Source organism: Plantibacter cousiniae (nom. nud.), from assembly GCF_977070315.1.
In genome coordinates this window covers 88,388-102,881 of sequence record NZ_CDRVEU010000008.1, presented here as the reverse complement: position 1 = coordinate 102,881, position 14,494 = coordinate 88,388, and the positions used below count along the sequence as shown (strand labels likewise).

At 59.8% G+C, this 14,494-nt stretch carries 14 protein-coding genes; 4 read left to right on the top strand and 10 right to left on the bottom strand.

Annotated features, from left to right (window positions below; genetic code table 11):
- Positions 1-118: 118 nt before the first annotated feature.
- Positions 119-2,197 carry a hypothetical protein gene (locus ACW55A_RS16380; protein WP_455807790.1) on the bottom strand — a complete coding sequence of 693 codons (2,079 nt, stop codon included), beginning with the start codon at positions 2,195-2,197 and terminating at the stop codon, positions 119-121.
- Between the two features lie 412 nt (positions 2,198-2,609).
- On the opposite strand from ACW55A_RS16380, the gene ACW55A_RS16375 reads away from it, so the two are divergent.
- The 3 genes from ACW55A_RS16375 to xopAW all read left to right on the top strand — a co-directional run bounded on the left by ACW55A_RS16375 (position 2,610) and on the right by xopAW (position 5,264).
- A complete protein-coding gene (locus tag ACW55A_RS16375; protein WP_004661894.1) occupies positions 2,610-3,359 on the top strand; it encodes a response regulator in 750 nt (249 codons plus the stop codon).
- Complete coding sequence (locus ACW55A_RS16370; RefSeq protein ID WP_498811041.1) at positions 3,356-4,390, top strand: sensor histidine kinase; 1,035 nt, start codon at positions 3,356-3,358, stop codon at positions 4,388-4,390. The genes ACW55A_RS16375 and ACW55A_RS16370 overlap by 4 nt, the downstream gene beginning before the upstream one ends.
- Before the next feature lie 115 nt (positions 4,391-4,505).
- Positions 4,506-5,264, top strand: a complete 759-nt coding sequence (gene xopAW / locus ACW55A_RS16365) for an EF-hand domain-containing protein (protein ID WP_003433090.1) — start codon at positions 4,506-4,508, stop codon at positions 5,262-5,264.
- 45 nt (positions 5,265-5,309) lie between these two features.
- On the opposite strand, the gene ACW55A_RS16360 is transcribed toward xopAW, so the two are convergent.
- From ACW55A_RS16360 to ACW55A_RS16320, 9 genes are all read right to left on the bottom strand, one after another.
- Positions 5,310-6,356, bottom strand: a complete 1,047-nt coding sequence (locus ACW55A_RS16360; RefSeq protein ID WP_044308390.1) for an AI-2E family transporter — start codon at positions 6,354-6,356, stop codon at positions 5,310-5,312.
- Between the two features lie 69 nt (positions 6,357-6,425).
- Positions 6,426-7,244: a DUF4892 domain-containing protein gene (locus tag ACW55A_RS16355; protein ID WP_498811040.1), complete on the bottom strand. Its 819-nt coding sequence runs from the start codon at positions 7,242-7,244 to the stop codon at positions 6,426-6,428.
- A 139-nt stretch (positions 7,245-7,383) separates the two neighbouring features.
- Positions 7,384-8,238, bottom strand: a complete 855-nt coding sequence (locus ACW55A_RS16350) for an alpha/beta hydrolase (protein ID WP_096128013.1) — start codon at positions 8,236-8,238, stop codon at positions 7,384-7,386.
- Entirely contained in the window at positions 8,235-9,044 is an 810-nt protein-coding gene (locus ACW55A_RS16345) for an alpha/beta fold hydrolase (protein WP_044308393.1), read from the bottom strand. The genes ACW55A_RS16350 and ACW55A_RS16345 overlap by 4 nt, the downstream gene beginning before the upstream one ends.
- Positions 9,045-9,180: 136 nt before the next feature.
- Complete coding sequence (locus ACW55A_RS16340; protein ID WP_455807791.1) at positions 9,181-9,660, bottom strand: hypothetical protein; 480 nt, start codon at positions 9,658-9,660, stop codon at positions 9,181-9,183.
- A 119-nt stretch (positions 9,661-9,779) separates the two neighbouring features.
- Positions 9,780-10,223 carry a hotdog fold thioesterase gene (locus tag ACW55A_RS16335; protein ID WP_003366728.1) on the bottom strand — a complete coding sequence of 148 codons (444 nt, stop codon included), beginning with the start codon at positions 10,221-10,223 and terminating at the stop codon, positions 9,780-9,782.
- A 62-nt stretch (positions 10,224-10,285) separates the two neighbouring features.
- Complete coding sequence (gene sixA / locus ACW55A_RS16330; RefSeq protein ID WP_044308395.1) at positions 10,286-10,741, bottom strand: phosphohistidine phosphatase SixA; 456 nt, start codon at positions 10,739-10,741, stop codon at positions 10,286-10,288.
- Positions 10,738-11,082 (bottom strand): DUF4389 domain-containing protein, encoded by a 345-nt coding sequence (locus ACW55A_RS16325; RefSeq protein ID WP_044308396.1) that lies wholly within the window; start codon positions 11,080-11,082, stop codon positions 10,738-10,740. Before ACW55A_RS16325 ends, sixA begins: the two co-directional genes overlap by 4 nt.
- A 24-nt stretch (positions 11,083-11,106) precedes the next feature.
- Complete coding sequence (locus ACW55A_RS16320) at positions 11,107-12,132, bottom strand: NAD(P)H-dependent glycerol-3-phosphate dehydrogenase (protein WP_003366722.1); 1,026 nt, start codon at positions 12,130-12,132, stop codon at positions 11,107-11,109.
- 160 nt (positions 12,133-12,292) lie between these two features.
- Here ACW55A_RS16320 and ACW55A_RS16315 point away from each other — a divergent pair, with 160 nt between their 5' ends.
- Positions 12,293-14,353 (top strand): ATP-binding protein, encoded by a 2,061-nt coding sequence (locus ACW55A_RS16315; protein ID WP_498811039.1) that lies wholly within the window; start codon positions 12,293-12,295, stop codon positions 14,351-14,353.
- Positions 14,354-14,494: the final 141 nt, after the last annotated feature.

Below are 14,494 nucleotides of genomic sequence, written 5' to 3'. Positions count from 1 at the left end.
AGGTGACATGACCCGGTACGCGCCGGCCTTCCTAAACCGTTTGGGAGCAACCTGAGCCTGCTTATACCCCACAGGGTGCCTGCCGCCTGCCGCAGGCACCCTGAACCGGCGACCTTCCTTACTTTTTCTTCGGTTTACGTGACTTGAACACGATAGGACACGCCCCAACTGCGTCGTACATCCCTACCCGGGCGGTGGTTTCCAACGAGGTAATGGTTTCAGTTGCGCCGCTCATGATGAAGGAGTACTTGATCCTCGCGCTCCCGTTCGGGCTGCCGCTTGCAGGATTATAGACAGGCAGAATGTGTGTCGCGTAGGGCGTGACCAGCCAGGTGAAACCGGTAGCCGGATGGTCGGCTCCCAGCACGATAGCCTCCTCTTTTTCTGTGCCCGGAATAAGAGCGTCGCCTGTAGTTCCTGTAGAGGCGTACCAGTGCAAAGTAACAGTCTCACCGTCCGACAGATATTTCGAAAGATCCGGAACGCGGACCCGTATCCCCGGCTCACCCGTGGCCGGATTTCCGATGCCGTTGGCGAAGAGTGAATCGCAGTTCAGCCAGCCACTTGTACTGGTGCCCTCGAAAAGCGGTGCGTCCGGGGTTATCACAATGGCGCTTACGTTGACCAGAGTCTCTTTCGAGTGCTGGGTGTTTGCTGAACCGGGCGCATGGATGCGGTAATGAACCGGCAAATCAACGCGATTGCCTTCCGCAAAGATATCATCCCAGGGTATTTCAACCTCACGATCGGAACCCGCTGCGTCTGAAGGCAGTACGGTGTAGGTGGCCGATGAAGTGAGCCTTGTGCCCCAGTAGAAATCGATCATTTCACCCGGCTGAAGATTGATATACAGCTTGAAAAGGACCCTGGCAGCCTCGCCTTTATCCGCTGCTGTCAGGACGTTCGCTGAATCGGAAGTCTTGCCACGGACCTCGACCAGCGGCAACGCATCGTTGACTGGATCCGGCCATACAGGATCGGTTATGGGATCAGGTCCGATAGTGGAGAAATTGACATTGACGCTGGTGCTTTTCACTGCGGAAGGGAGAATGCCACGCAGGATTCGATAACTCACATTAGTGGCCTGGTCACCGCCAGTCGCTAAATTGTATTGAGCACGCAGAACCTCACCAGGGACCCTGATCAAAAGCGGAAACTCTGGATAGCTGCCGACTTCCTCGGATCTCAGCATTCCTGCGCCCCAGGTGACTTCGATACGGTCGGTCGGCTTCCAGTTATCGAACGACTTGATCGATACCTGGACCCCGATTCCTGCGTCAGGCAGGTCGATCAAGTTATCATTTTCTGCCAATGGCACGACGGGGTCTTGCAGGTTGTCGGGCAACAGTCCCAGCGCTACGTCTATGCGCTTGTAGTTGGAGAGCGGAGTGCGGTTGGTGGCCTTGTCGATCAGAAAGTAGGCGATGTAGTAGGCATCGTCCCTGGACGCTCCAATGACCGAAACCGGGAATTTCAGCGTATTGTTATTCGGGCCGGGCAGGTAAACGACATCGACCGGAGGCGGCAGATCTTCGGGTTTTTCGGGCAACGGATTGCCAACGTAATAGAAAGCTACCCTGTCGTCAGGCGCCCAGTCGTAATAGTCAGGCAGCGTGCCGACCAGACCGTCCGGATGTTCATCCAGATACGCCTGGGTCAACTGATCGGTATCCAGAATCATCTGCTCTGGCTCAGAATGCCCGCCCGGCGGCGTGGTATCGACGATCAGGTTGATCGATGGGCTGGTGGTCTGTTGATCATTCGGTTGTCTGATCCGGTAGCGCAAACTGTAAGTACCGTCTGCAGGCTTTTCCAGGCCTTGCATCAAACTGCTCAACGGAATCTGGATCTTCTTGGGAAAGGTGCCAGGAGCCACCGGTGCGGTAACGATATCGCTAAACACCTCTTTAAACGCGTCCGTCTCCGCCTCTGCACCGATGGCCCAATCGATGAAAAAAGTATCGGAGTCGCCCGGATCAGTGACCAGTCCTGCCCACTGAAGCAAGGTGACCTCAAGAAACTCACCGAGCAGGACATCCTTGTTCAGCGTTCCATCGACAGGGTCCACAACGCCCGTCACCTCTGCCAGAGCAAGGTCTGCGTCGAGCTCCGAATCGGGTCCACTGCCCGCCAGCCCATGGGCGATACGCTCTTTTTGATTGTCATCTAAAGCCGCTGTTGTTTTTGAATCGACCATTATCAGCACTCCTTTGCTATCCGATTGCCGCCCCTGTTTATGCAGAAAACGTACGGGCGGATTGATCATGCCCCCAAGGACTGTCGTCCTTTCATCCCGAGCCGCGATGAAACGGCAACAGACCCTGGCTTTCTCGACAAAAACTTGTCTGCCCAGAACCAGCCATCCAGGCCGGTAGCCCGTTCGATTAAACGGCAGTTGCGCGACACTGGATACTGTCATAACTATCAGGGTGAGCTTCGCAGGGCAGGCTCGACAGGCGCTCGTATCAATCTCGATACATTTATGACATGCGCACGACATTCGGTCGCGCCACCCTACCGCCGAGCCTACCGGCGAAGTAGCATGAGGGGCAGCGTTGATCTTCAACAGCAGCCAGTCCATGGCGGCACAAGCAGGCGACAGACGCATTATGCAAGCACTTCCCGATACCCCCCTGGATGCCACATCGACCGAGCAGCGCTGGAGCGTTCGTGCGCTGATCGTCGATGACGATGTGGCCATTCGCGAGCTGCTCTGCGATTACCTGACGCGCTTCAATATCAACGCTCGTGGCGTCACCGATGGCACGCAGATGCGTCAGGCATTGACCGATGAAACCTTCGATGTCGTGGTGCTGGACCTGATGCTGCCCGGTGAAGACGGGCTGTCACTGTGCCGCTGGCTGCGCAGTACATCGGATATCCCTATTCTGATGCTGACCGCACGCTGCGAACCGACTGACCGGATCATCGGCCTGGAACTGGGTGCCGACGATTACATGGCCAAACCGTTCGAGCCGCGTGAACTGGTCGCGCGCATCCAGACCATTCTGCGCCGGGTCCGCGACGAACGCAGCGATCAGCGCACCACCATTCGCTTTGACGCCTGGCGCCTGAATAGCGTCCTGCGTCAGTTGACCGCCGCCGACGGCCTCGTGGTGCCGCTGTCCAACGCCGAGTTTCGCCTGTTACGTGTGTTTCTCGAACGGCCGCATCGGGTGCTGAGCCGCGAGCAGTTGCTCGATGCTGCCCGAGGCCGCTCGATCGAGGCGTTTGACCGCAGCATCGATTTACTGGTCTCGCGCCTGCGCCAGAAGCTCGGCGATGATCCGAAGAATCCGCAACTGATCAAAACCGTGCGCGGTGAAGGCTATCTGTTCGATGCCAGGGAGCTGGGTTGATCCGCAGATTCGATACACTGTTTGCGCGTCTGTTTGGTGGCGCCCTGCTGGCCATTCTGCTGGCGCACCTGCTGGCCTTCATCTGGTTCACCCAGTACGGCATGCGCCCCCCGCCGCCGCCGTCCAACGAGTTCAACGCCGAACATGGGCAATTCGATCAGCGGCCCATGCACAGACCGCCGATGCTCGGTGGCCCGGTCATCTTGCTGTTTTTCCAGTTCATCACCCTGATCATTGCCGCGTGGTACGGCGCCAAGGCCCTCAGCCGTCCCGTGCAGAGCCTGAGCGAAGCAGCCGAGCGCCTGAGTGAAGACCTCGACAGCCCGCCACTGGAAATCAGCGGTCCGCAGGAAGCCCGACAGGCTGCGCACACCTTCAATCTGATGCAACGCAAGATCCGCGAACAGATGCAGCAGCGCGGGCGCATGCTGGCTGCGGTATCCCATGACCTGCGCACCCCCCTTTCGCGGCTCAAGCTGCGTGTCGAACAGATCGAAGAGCCCAGGCTGCATGGCCAGATGACTCAGGACCTCAATGACATGATCAGCATGCTCGACGCCACGCTCGCCTACCTCAATGAACACCGACGCAGCGAAGGCCTGCAGCAGTTCGACCTGCAGGCACTGATCGAGTCGCAGGCCGAGAATGCCCAGGACAATGGCGACGACGTACAGTACGAAGGCCAGTGCAAACCGCTGAACACGCAGCCGATGGCACTGCGCTCGTGCCTGCAGAATCTGGTCGACAACGCTCTGCGTTATGCCGGCAGCGTACACATCGTGATCGAGGACAGCAGCGAGCGGGTGCGCATCTCCGTGGTCGATCACGGGCCTGGCATTGCACCTGAGTTTCACGAAGCCGTGTTCGAGCCGTTCTACCGACTGGAAGGTTCTCGCAACCGCAACTCCGGCGGTATAGGCATGGGCATGAGCATTGCGCGGGAAGCGGCGCGGCGTATCGGCGGCGAGCTGTCGCTCGCGCAAACGCCAGGCGGCGGCCTGACGGCGATACTGGACCTGCCACGACTGTGACGCACTCTGTAACGCTCCGCGTACAAAGCCTACATCCCCTCGACAACTGACGCCCCGAGTCTGCAAAAGCCGGTACACCGTTACCGGGTACATTCATCTCAGGGGAGTGAGACCAATGATCAGTGGGATAAGCAGCAGTTTCTCCAGCTACACCAGTTCGACCAGTGCAACCTCCAGCACCAGCAACAAGAAGTTTCAGGAAGAGCTGCTGGCCAAGCTGGACACCGATGGCGACGGCAGCATTGGCAAGAACGAGCTGAGCTCGGCCCTGTCGTCGAACAGCAAGGATGGCATCACTGTGAGCCTGAGCAAGGCATTCAGCGATCTGGACAGCAACGACGATGACAGCCTCGATGCCGACGAACTGGCCGCGATGACACCACCTCCGCCGCCGCCCATGCAGTCGGTCGATGAACAGGCAGAAGATCTGCTCGGCGCGCTGGACAGCGATGGCGATGGCGCCATTAGCAGCGACGAGCTGACCACCGGCCTGAGCAATGCGGGCAGTACGGCGAACAGCAGCCAGGTGTTCGATGCACTGGACACTGACGAGGACGGCACAGTCAGCCTTGAGGAGCTGGTCGCCGGTATGCAACCGCAACAGCCTCCTGCCGGTATGCCGCCTGCGCAGATGAGCACCTCCGGCAGTACTGACAGCGCCAGCCTGTTCAGTGCGCTGGACAGCGATAGCAACGACAGTATCAGCGCCTCCGAGTTGTCTGCCGCGTTGAAACAGAGTGACAGCACCATTGATCAGGGCAACACCAACCAGATTGCGACTCAGGCCTTGAACAAGATGATCGCCGCACTCAGCGAAAAATATGACACCCAGAGCAGCAAGCCGGTCGGCAAGTACCTGGATACCGCTGCGTAAAGCGAGGCTCCGCCGCCCGTCATGGCGCGGCGGAAACTTTCGCCGTCAGCGGCTGCGGGCACGCTCGCTGCCGACCCAGTCGGTCAGCAGGCTGTAGGCGACTGCCAGCAGCGTCGGGCCGATGAACAGGCCGATGAAGCCGAACGCCAGCAATCCGCCGAACACACCCAACAAGACAATCACCAGCGGCAGATTGCCGCCCCTGCTGATCAGGTATGGCTTGAGCACGTTGTCCACGCCACTGATGATGAACATCCCCCAGATGCCCAGAAATATCGCCATGCCGTACTCGCCCTGCCAGACCAGCCAGGCAGTGGCAGGCAGCCAGACCAGGGGTGGGCCCATCGGGATCAGACTGAACAGAAAAGTCAGAATACCCAGCACCAACGCGCCGGGAATGCCCGCGATCAGGAAGCCGATCAGCGCCAGTACCGCCTGGGCCGCTGCCGTACCGATGACCCCGTTGACCACGCGTTGCACCGTGCCAGCGACCAGATCCAGATAATACTGGGCGCGCTCCCCGATCAGGCGCTCCAGCAGGCTGAGCACGAATGCGGCCAGGCGCGGACCGTCCCTGTAAAAAAAGAAGGCGAAGACGATGCTCAGGGTCAGTTCCAGAATCCCGCTGCCAATCTGCGCACTGCGTGCCAGCACCCAGTTACCGACCTGACCCAGATGCGGTTTGAGCGTCGCCATGAACGCCGCGCCTTGCTGATCGATGGTGGTCCACAGCGCTACCAGTCGTTCGCCCACCAGCGGAATACCCGCCAGCCATTGCGGTGGATCGGGCAAGCCGTCGACCTGAATATCCTTGATCAGGCCTGTAGCGTCACGCACATGGTCGGCGAGATTGAAGCCCAGCCATACCAGCGGCGCCGCGACCAGCAGCATCCAGCACAGGCACATCACCAGCGCGGCCAACGACTCACGGCCCTTGAACCAGCGGGTCAGCAAACGCATCAGCGGCCAGCTGGCGAAGGCCAGTACCGCGCCCCAGACCAGCGCCGACCAGAACGGCGCCATCACCCAGAGACAGGCACCAAACAGCGCCAGCAGCAGAATCTGCACCAACAGACGGTCATTGTTGAACATGCGCTATCCACTAAAAAGGATCGGAGGGAGCGAGCATAATGGCGAACCTGCGCGTCCGCCATCGCTGTTCTAACGGATAACCTCGATCTTGAGCCCTTTGCCTTCAGTGACGCCCGCCTCGAGCCGGGCAGCGCGAACACCTTTGGCGATCAGGGCGTCAAGCCAGGCGCCGGCACTGGGTCCGGACACCGTGGCGCGCAGGCTGCTGTCCTGATTGAGGGCGCGGGAAACGAGGGTAATCCAGGCATCCTGTGGTTCGCCGCTCAGACGGGGCAGTTCCAGCTTGCCGGTGCTTCGCAGCTGGCGCAGCAAGGTGGCCGAGGTCGGCAGCAGTTCGCCCAGTGGCGCAGAGGATTCAAACTGCTCGACATGCAGGTAGGCCCGGCGATTGCCACGGGTGATGCTGTAAAACGCTACCAGCGTGTCGCTGCGCGGCTCTGCCAGACGCAGCAACAGGTAAGCCTGGCGGTCATCCGCGCCATACAGTTTGGCGTTGCCGAACACTTCGTTGGCCCACAGGCTGCTTTCTCCGCAGTCGCGCGCCTGGCACCAGAACAACAGCTCGGCGCCCTGCTGCTGCAAGGTTTCACGAGCCGCGGTGAAGGCGTCGTCGGAAGTCCGCTCTGCAGGTAACTGATAGGTGACCGACGTCAGATTGCCACGCGCACTGACCTGGCCGTCGAAACGCAACTGGCCGCTAATCTTGCGGATCGAGCCCATGGGGTAGACCCGCTCGAGCTCGGCAGCCGGACGATAATCGACGATTTCCGTGTCGGCCAGACGCGGCAGGATCTGCAGATCGCTGCTGCCTGGTACATCGGCGGCGCACAGCACAGCGCTGAACATAGACATGCACAAGGCAACAACGGGAACACTTGATAAACGCATGAGTGCTCTCATTGGCAGGCAAGCAGGGAGTGAAAATATAAAAGATCGCCAGCGAGGCGGTCACCAGAGGCTGCGGATTGATCCATCACGGTTGACTCCTGTTTCAACCCGTCCAGCGTCGGCAGTTGCCGGTCTCAAGTCAAGAAGCAGCGAAGAAGCGATTGATACAGTGTGCAACAGCGCTCGCACCCTGCTGGTCATCCAGGTGCAGATGATGACCACCTTCAAGCTGCACGACGTCGAAAGGCAGCCCGGACAGCACAAGCTGGTTTTTCGCCAGCATACCGCCCGCAGCGACCAGCAGTTGCGTCGGGCAACGGATAGCATTGACGAAAGACATTGCCTGCTGATGCGTGAGACGTATCGCAGATGGCAAGGTCAGGCGACTGTCGCTGCGCCAGGTATAGCCGCCGGGTACCGGCATCAGGCCGCGCTGCGCGAGTAATTCTGCAGCCTCGCGACTGACCGGAACGGTGCCTTTCATTCGCGCCTGGACAGCGCGTTGTAGATCTTCGTAAACCGGCTTTTTCTTGCCCGACAGCCTGAGCTGTGCCTGCATGGCCGAGCCCATGCGCTCGGCAGCGGATTCGGGGTCACTGGTCAAGGGAATCAAACCATCGATCAGTGCCAGCCGCGTGATGCGCTCCGGCAACGACCCGGCCAGCAATACCGAAATGATCGCGCCCAGCGAATGGCCCATCAGGGCGAAGCGCTGCCAGCCCAATTGCTCGGCGACCTGCAGCACATCAAACACATAGTCGGCCAGCGCATAGGACGCCCCGACAGGCCGATGCTCTGAATGACCATGCCCGGCCAGATCAAGCGCCACAATGCGCAGGCCCTCCAGTTGCGGTGCCAGGCGGGCAAAGCTGTTGGCGTTGTCGAGCCAGCCATGCAGGGCAATCACCGGCTGGCCGTCCTCGGGGCCGTAAAGATGCGCCGCCAGTTCGATATGGCCCAGATTGAAACGCACCTCCTCCACGGTAAACGTCACGCCGTCACCCTTGAGGCGCTGCGCGCGTCCCAGCGAGCCAGCAGCGTCTTGAGCAGCAATGCGGTTTCATCCGGTCGTTCAAGGGGAAACATGTGCCCTCCGGGCATGGACAGGTATTCGCCTTCGCGCATGCGTCGGGCCAGATAACCATGATGAGGCATGATCACCCGGCTGTGTTTGCCGCGCACCATGGCCAGCGGCACCTTGAGTTGCCGTGACGGCATTGGGCTGGTGTGCGGGATACTGCGGTAGATGCTGATCTCGGTCGCCGGGTCGAAACGCAGACGCCACTGCCCGCCGTCTTCGCGCAGACCATGTTGCAGGTAGGCGGTCAGGCAGTCGGGATCGAAGCGGCTGAACAGGGTCTTGCCCGCGAAGTAGGCGCGTGCCGACTGCAGATCGTCAAACGCCTCACGCCGGCCCAGGGTGCGACCCGCTGGCGTGATGCGGTCGATAAAACCCAGCCGCTTGGCAGCGCGTATGACTAACTGATCAGCCAGCCCCAGGACCGGTGAGTCGAGCATCACCACGCCCCGATAGAGTTCCGGACAGCGCAATGCGGCATGCAGGTGCAACACGCCGCCGAGCGAGTGCCCTACCCCCCACACCGGGCCCGGCTGCTCACGCAGATGGTGGAGCAACTCATCGACCAGATTAAGCCAGTTGTCATCTACCGGAAAACGCGGATCATGGGCGTGTTGCTCAAGATGAGCCACCGAATACTCCGGTGCCAGCGCGCAAAACAGCTTGTTGTACGTCGCTGAAGGGAAGCCATTGGCGTGAGCAAAGAACACGGGTTGCGACATGCCAATACTTCCATGAGCGGGCGAGTCACGATTGTGCCAAGTTGCTTCGCAGATCGGCAATGACTGGAACCGCCATCGCAGGTGTCACTCCGGCCATCAGGATTACCCGATACGGCGGTCGGAGCGGCGTGAAGGCCTATAAAGCTTGGGTAAAACGGTCCAGACAAGCCTTTATATAGGCGACCTGAAAACCAAAAGACTGTTTGGCAAGGGCCTTGGCCTCAGCAGAGGGCTTGGCCTTTCTGAAATCCAGGATGGCTAACTGCATGGCTTGTACTGCGGCATCCGCCAACGGCTGGAACAGCGCGAGGGGACCATTGTCGGGAAACTGGACCTTCAGCTTGTCGAACAGCATGTCGGCATCATCACGCAAGGCCATGAACTCGGCTGAGGTCATCAGGTTATCCGCATAGACCGCCTTCAAGCGCTTTTCCAGATTCAATTCACCGTGTTGCGGTGGAGCCTTGGCAGCAGGCGGGGTTGCAGCAGATATCGGTTGACCGGTGAGTACTCCGCCAAAGGGCGGTGAACTGCCCGGCAAAGCAGGCGTTTCAGACGCAACCGTCTGTTCAGGCGCAGGGCTCTCTCCGGGTGAGACTGGCTTTTCTTCGGTCATTATCAATCCTCCTGAGAATGAGTGCTCCCTCCAGGGAACACTCAAACACTAAGAGAAAAGATACCCTCTCACAACGGCCAAACCGGACCTGAGAATGCGTCCGTAATAGCTGAAAACACTCAATTGACTGGAGGCTCTTTGCCATGCGGTACAACGGCCACCGTCAAGCGCGAAATGCAGCTTGGCTTGCCTTCGTCGTTGCTGATACGGATGTCCCACACATGCGTGGTCCGGCCTATATGAACGGGCCTGACCACACCGGTGACACGGCCGGCACGCACACCGCGCAAATGGTTGGCGTTGACCTCCAGCCCGACGCAAAAGTACTTGCTCGGGTCGACTATCAGATAACTGGCCATCGATCCCAGCGACTCGGCCAGGACCACGGATGCGCCGCCGTGCAGCAGTCCGAAAGGCTGGTGGGTACGTTGATCGACCACCATGCTGGCCGTAAGGGAATCATCGGTGAAAGACTCGAAGCGAATGTCCAGCACCTCGCCAATGGTGTTCTTTTGAGCCGCCATGAGGGCTTCGATATCGGGAGCCTGACGCCATATGCTCATGCTAAATCCTTTTTCCGGGAGAGCCGCATTCGCGGCGGTCATTCATTGCTCGCACAGACCGTTCAGACGTGCCTGACGCTGTTGAGGCGCATCCCGCCTGCCACTAAGAACTCGCCTTCCAGCTCGGCAAGACTGGCCGTGCTCATCGGCTCGGCCTGCTGCGGGCTGCCGTGCGCCAGTACCCCGATCAGTTCGCCCACCAGAGGCTGATGGCTGACCAGCAGCACTTCGTCGACACCCAGCTTGTCCAGTTGCGCCAGCACCTCACGCGGACTGCTGTCGGGTGTAAGCCAGGGCGCGGTGACGATCGAGTCATCGAATGCCAACGACTGACGCACCAGCTCGGCAGTCTGTTGTGCTCGCACGTAGGGACTTGCGATGATCCGTTGCACGGGCTTGTCTGTCAGGTGCAGCGCACTTTTCAGCACTTCCTCACGTCCGTGTGCAGTCAACTCGCGTTCGGCATCACTGCGCGCCCGCGACTGCGCTTCGCCATGACGCAATACCCAGACCTTCATGGCCTTGGCTCCTCATCGCGCACCGGCTGAGCCGCTGACGGGACATGATGAGCCGACTCGCCTTCGGGCGCACGCGGCGCTGGCCAGTCGCCGAAAGGCCAGGGTTTGTGGTCGCTGTGAAAGGTCCCGAAACGACCGATCTGCGCCAGGTACTGGCTGATGCTGTCGCCGAAGTTCATCAGGCCGCCATTCGGCGCGCCGTAAATCAGGCGATAGACCAATTGCACCAGCACCACGCCCGCCAGAATGATTTGCGCGACGTGCCATACACCCAGAAACAGCAGCATCCACAGAATGCGCAGCAGGATCGATTCGTTGTGCTGGATTTTCGATTCGTTCAAGACCTTCTCCTGATCAGACTGAATTCAATTAAAGCCGGTAATCGAAATGAAATCGACGTCCGTCTTGGGCTCGGCCCGCATCAGTGCCTCGATGACCTGGCTGAGCGTACGGCCTTCAAAAAGAATCGCATGCAGCCCGGCGACCAACGGCATGTAGACCTGCACTTCCTGCGCCTTGACCTTGAGCACCTTGAGGGTGTTCACGCCCTCGGCCACCTCGCCCAGGCGGGTGACCGCTTCATCCAGCGTCAGCCCCTGGCCCAGCGCAAAGCCGACCTGATAGTTGCGGCTTTTCGGCGAGGAGCAGGTGACGATGAGATCGCCCACCCCGGCCAGGCCGAGAAAGGTCATCGGGTTGGCGCCCTGGCTGACCGCAAAACGGGTCATTTCCGCCAGCGCCCGGGTGATCAGCATGCTCTTGGTGTTTTCGCCCATGTCCAGCGCCACCGCCATCCCGGCAATAATCGCGTAGACGTTCTTCAGTGCCCCGCCCAGCTCGACACCAAAGCGGTCATTGCTGGCATAAACGCGAAAGGTGCGCCCGTGCAATGCAGCCTGAACCGCCTGACACAGCGCTTCGTCTTCACTGGCAACCACTGTTGCAGTCAACGCATGCTCCGCGATTTCCCGCGCCAGGTTGGGCCCGGACAACACGCCGATACGCGCCTGCGGGACGATCTCTTCGAGGATCTGACTCATCAGCTTGAAGCTCTGCGCTTCAATTCCCTTGGTCAGGCTCACCAGCATCTTGCCATTGAGGCGCTCGACGTGAGGCGACAGCACCGAGCGCAAGGCACTCGATGGCAAGGCGACGAAGATCAGTTCGCTGGCGTCGAGCACCGCCGTCAGGTCGGTGACCGGCTCGACTTCAGGACGAATCTTGATACCCTTGAGGTAACGGGGGTTTTCACGATTGACGCGAATGGCCTCAGCCTGCTCCGGATCGCGCATCCACTGACGAACCTGATGGCCGTTCTCGGCCAGCAGATTGGCAATGGCCGTACCGAAGCTGCCACCGCCAAGCACCGCGACGGGTTGCTGTGTGGTCATAAAACTATCCATCCAGAGCCATTCAAGTGGCGATGCCGTCATTATACGGAGCAACACGTTATCAGCCAGCGACAAAGCTGATCTGTTATGCACGCAGGATGGCATCCATCAACAAGTTCGCTGGAAACACGCGCCATCTCGGTTAACATGCGCGCACAGCATGAATCATCACGAATCGGCCCTGCCTTGTGCAGCCGGAGCGATTCGCGACCACCGGGCGAACAAGCATGGACGCATCAATCGAACCACCTCCGCAGTGCGTTGCGCGCGAGGCCCACAGTCGATGAAGTTTCGGCATTGGGACATCAATACCCGCACACAGATCATCAGCCTTGGCCCTGCCCTGTTGCTGACAGCTCTGTTGATCAGCTTTTTTACGTTCGTACGTATTCAGGACCTGCGTCAGGAGCTCAATCACACCGGGCAACTGATCGCCAATCAGCTGGCGACTGCGGTCGAGCCAGGCGTGACCTCGGGCGATATCGAAGGGCTCAAGGCGTTGATGCGCGCCACCCTGTCCATGCCCAGCGTTCGCTATGTGGAAATTCAGGACAGCTCCAACACCGCCGTAATTTACATAGACCAGCCGCGCGAAAACGAGCAGCAGACCCGGCAGATGGAAGTGTTTCTGGCCCCCGTTCAGCCGCAGCGCACCACCATTCATGGCAATCCAGGCACCCCCGCCGCAGGGAAAAGCCAACCCGCGCAGGGCGCTTCACAGAGTTATCTGGGCCGGGTGCTGGTAGGTATGTCCAGCGAAGCATTCAGCCGACGTCAGCAAGAGATCCTGCTCAAGGCTGGCGTCCTGGCGATGGTGGCCTTGCTGTTCGCCTTTCTGCTGGCGCGCAGCCTGGCCTTGAGCCTGTCCAGACCCATCAGCGCTATGGGCGAAGCCCTCAAGGCGATTCAACATGGCGATTACCACACGCCCATGCCGGTCAGCGATGATGCCGAGCTGGGTGCGCTGGCGCGGCACATCAACAACCTGGCGGAGAACCTGCACCGCGCCAGCCTCGAGCAGCAACGCTCGGTGGCACAACTGATCCAGACCCGGGAAGAAGCCGAACAGGCCAACCGCGCCAAATCGGATTTTCTGGCCATGATGAGTCACGAACTGCGTACGCCCATGAACGGTGTACTGGGCATGCTGCAGTTGCTGGAAACCACGCAGATGACCCACGAGCAGAGCGAGTACGCAACGCTGGCGACCGAATCCACCGAGCATCTGCTGCGGGTCATCAACGACATCCTCGATTTTTCCCGCATCGAGCGCGATGCCCTGCAAATGGAAGGCATACCGTTCAACCTGGCTGAACTGGTCAGCGCCTCGACCCACGCCTTCAACCACAGCGCCGCGCAACGCAAGCTGCTGTTGGAACTGCACATTCAGCCAGGTCTTGAGGCGATAAACGTCATAGGCGACCCGACACGCATTCGCCAGATTCTGGTGAACCTGATCGGCAACGCGCTTAAATTCACCGAGCAAGGCAAGGTCTGCGTCGACGCCAGGTGGGCAATGCTCGACGATGAGCGGCTGCACTTTACCTGCGCGGTTCAGGACAGCGGCATCGGTATCGACGCCGAGCGACTGGAGTCGATGTTCGATGCGTTCAAGCAGGCCGACAGCTCGATTTCCAGACGTTACGGCGGCACGGGTCTGGGGCTGCCGATTGCGCGGACCCTGGCCGAACGCATGGGCGGCACCTTGCACGCCGAAAGCGCGGAAGGTTCGGGCTCGCTGTTCACACTGCAGATCCCCCTGCCCGTCTCGCGCGACGCTTCGGTGGATATTGCCAAGCCGCTGTCGATACTCGATGCACATGGCCGGGAACGCAGCATTCTGCTGGTCGAAGACAACCCCGTGAACCGCACGGTGGTGCAGGCCATGTTGCGTAATCTGGGGTGCGAGGTCGACATCGCTGTCGACGGTGCCGAAGCGGTGGCGAAGGCAAGCGCAGGCAACCACGCGCTGATTCTCATGGATTGCCGACTGCCGGTCATGGATGGCTATGAGGCCACCCGTCGAATCAGGCAACTTTCCGGGCTGGAGCGAATCCCAATCATTGCCCTGACGGCCAACGCGTTACAGGGTGATCGGGACGCCTGCTTGCAGGCAGGAATGGATGATTACCTGCCCAAACCCTTCAAACATGCTGATTTACAGCAGGTTTTACAGCGCTGGCTGTCCTTTGAAGCACCTGTGACTGGCGATAAATGTTAAATTGCGGCAGTCTTGGCATCCAGATCGGCCAGCAAAATCGGCTGAATGACAAAATTCAGTGTACAGGTGTACCTTGATTTCACCTGCGCTGTGACTTTCATTACAACGCAACAGTCTATGAGTAGGCTGCCGGACAGGGTC

Coding starts and splice junctions, on each gene's coding strand:
- ACW55A_RS16380 (WP_455807790.1), bottom strand. CDS start 2,197: ATGGTCGATTCAAAAACAACAGCGGCTTTAGATGACAATCAAAAAGAG.
- ACW55A_RS16375 (WP_004661894.1), top strand. CDS start 2,610: ATGCAAGCACTTCCCGATACCCCCCTGGATGCCACATCGACCGAGCAG.
- xopAW (WP_003433090.1), top strand. CDS start 4,506: ATGATCAGTGGGATAAGCAGCAGTTTCTCCAGCTACACCAGTTCGACC.
- ACW55A_RS16360 (WP_044308390.1), bottom strand. CDS start 6,356: ATGTTCAACAATGACCGTCTGTTGGTGCAGATTCTGCTGCTGGCGCTG.
- ACW55A_RS16355 (WP_498811040.1), bottom strand. CDS start 7,244: ATGCGTTTATCAAGTGTTCCCGTTGTTGCCTTGTGCATGTCTATGTTC.
- ACW55A_RS16345 (WP_044308393.1), bottom strand. CDS start 9,044: ATGTCGCAACCCGTGTTCTTTGCTCACGCCAATGGCTTCCCTTCAGCG.
- ACW55A_RS16340 (WP_455807791.1), bottom strand. CDS start 9,660: ATGACCGAAGAAAAGCCAGTCTCACCCGGAGAGAGCCCTGCGCCTGAA.
- ACW55A_RS16335 (WP_003366728.1), bottom strand. CDS start 10,223: ATGAGCATATGGCGTCAGGCTCCCGATATCGAAGCCCTCATGGCGGCT.
- sixA (WP_044308395.1), bottom strand. CDS start 10,741: ATGAAGGTCTGGGTATTGCGTCATGGCGAAGCGCAGTCGCGGGCGCGC.
- ACW55A_RS16320 (WP_003366722.1), bottom strand. CDS start 12,132: ATGACCACACAGCAACCCGTCGCGGTGCTTGGCGGTGGCAGCTTCGGT.
- ACW55A_RS16315 (WP_498811039.1), top strand. CDS start 12,293: ATGAATCATCACGAATCGGCCCTGCCTTGTGCAGCCGGAGCGATTCGC.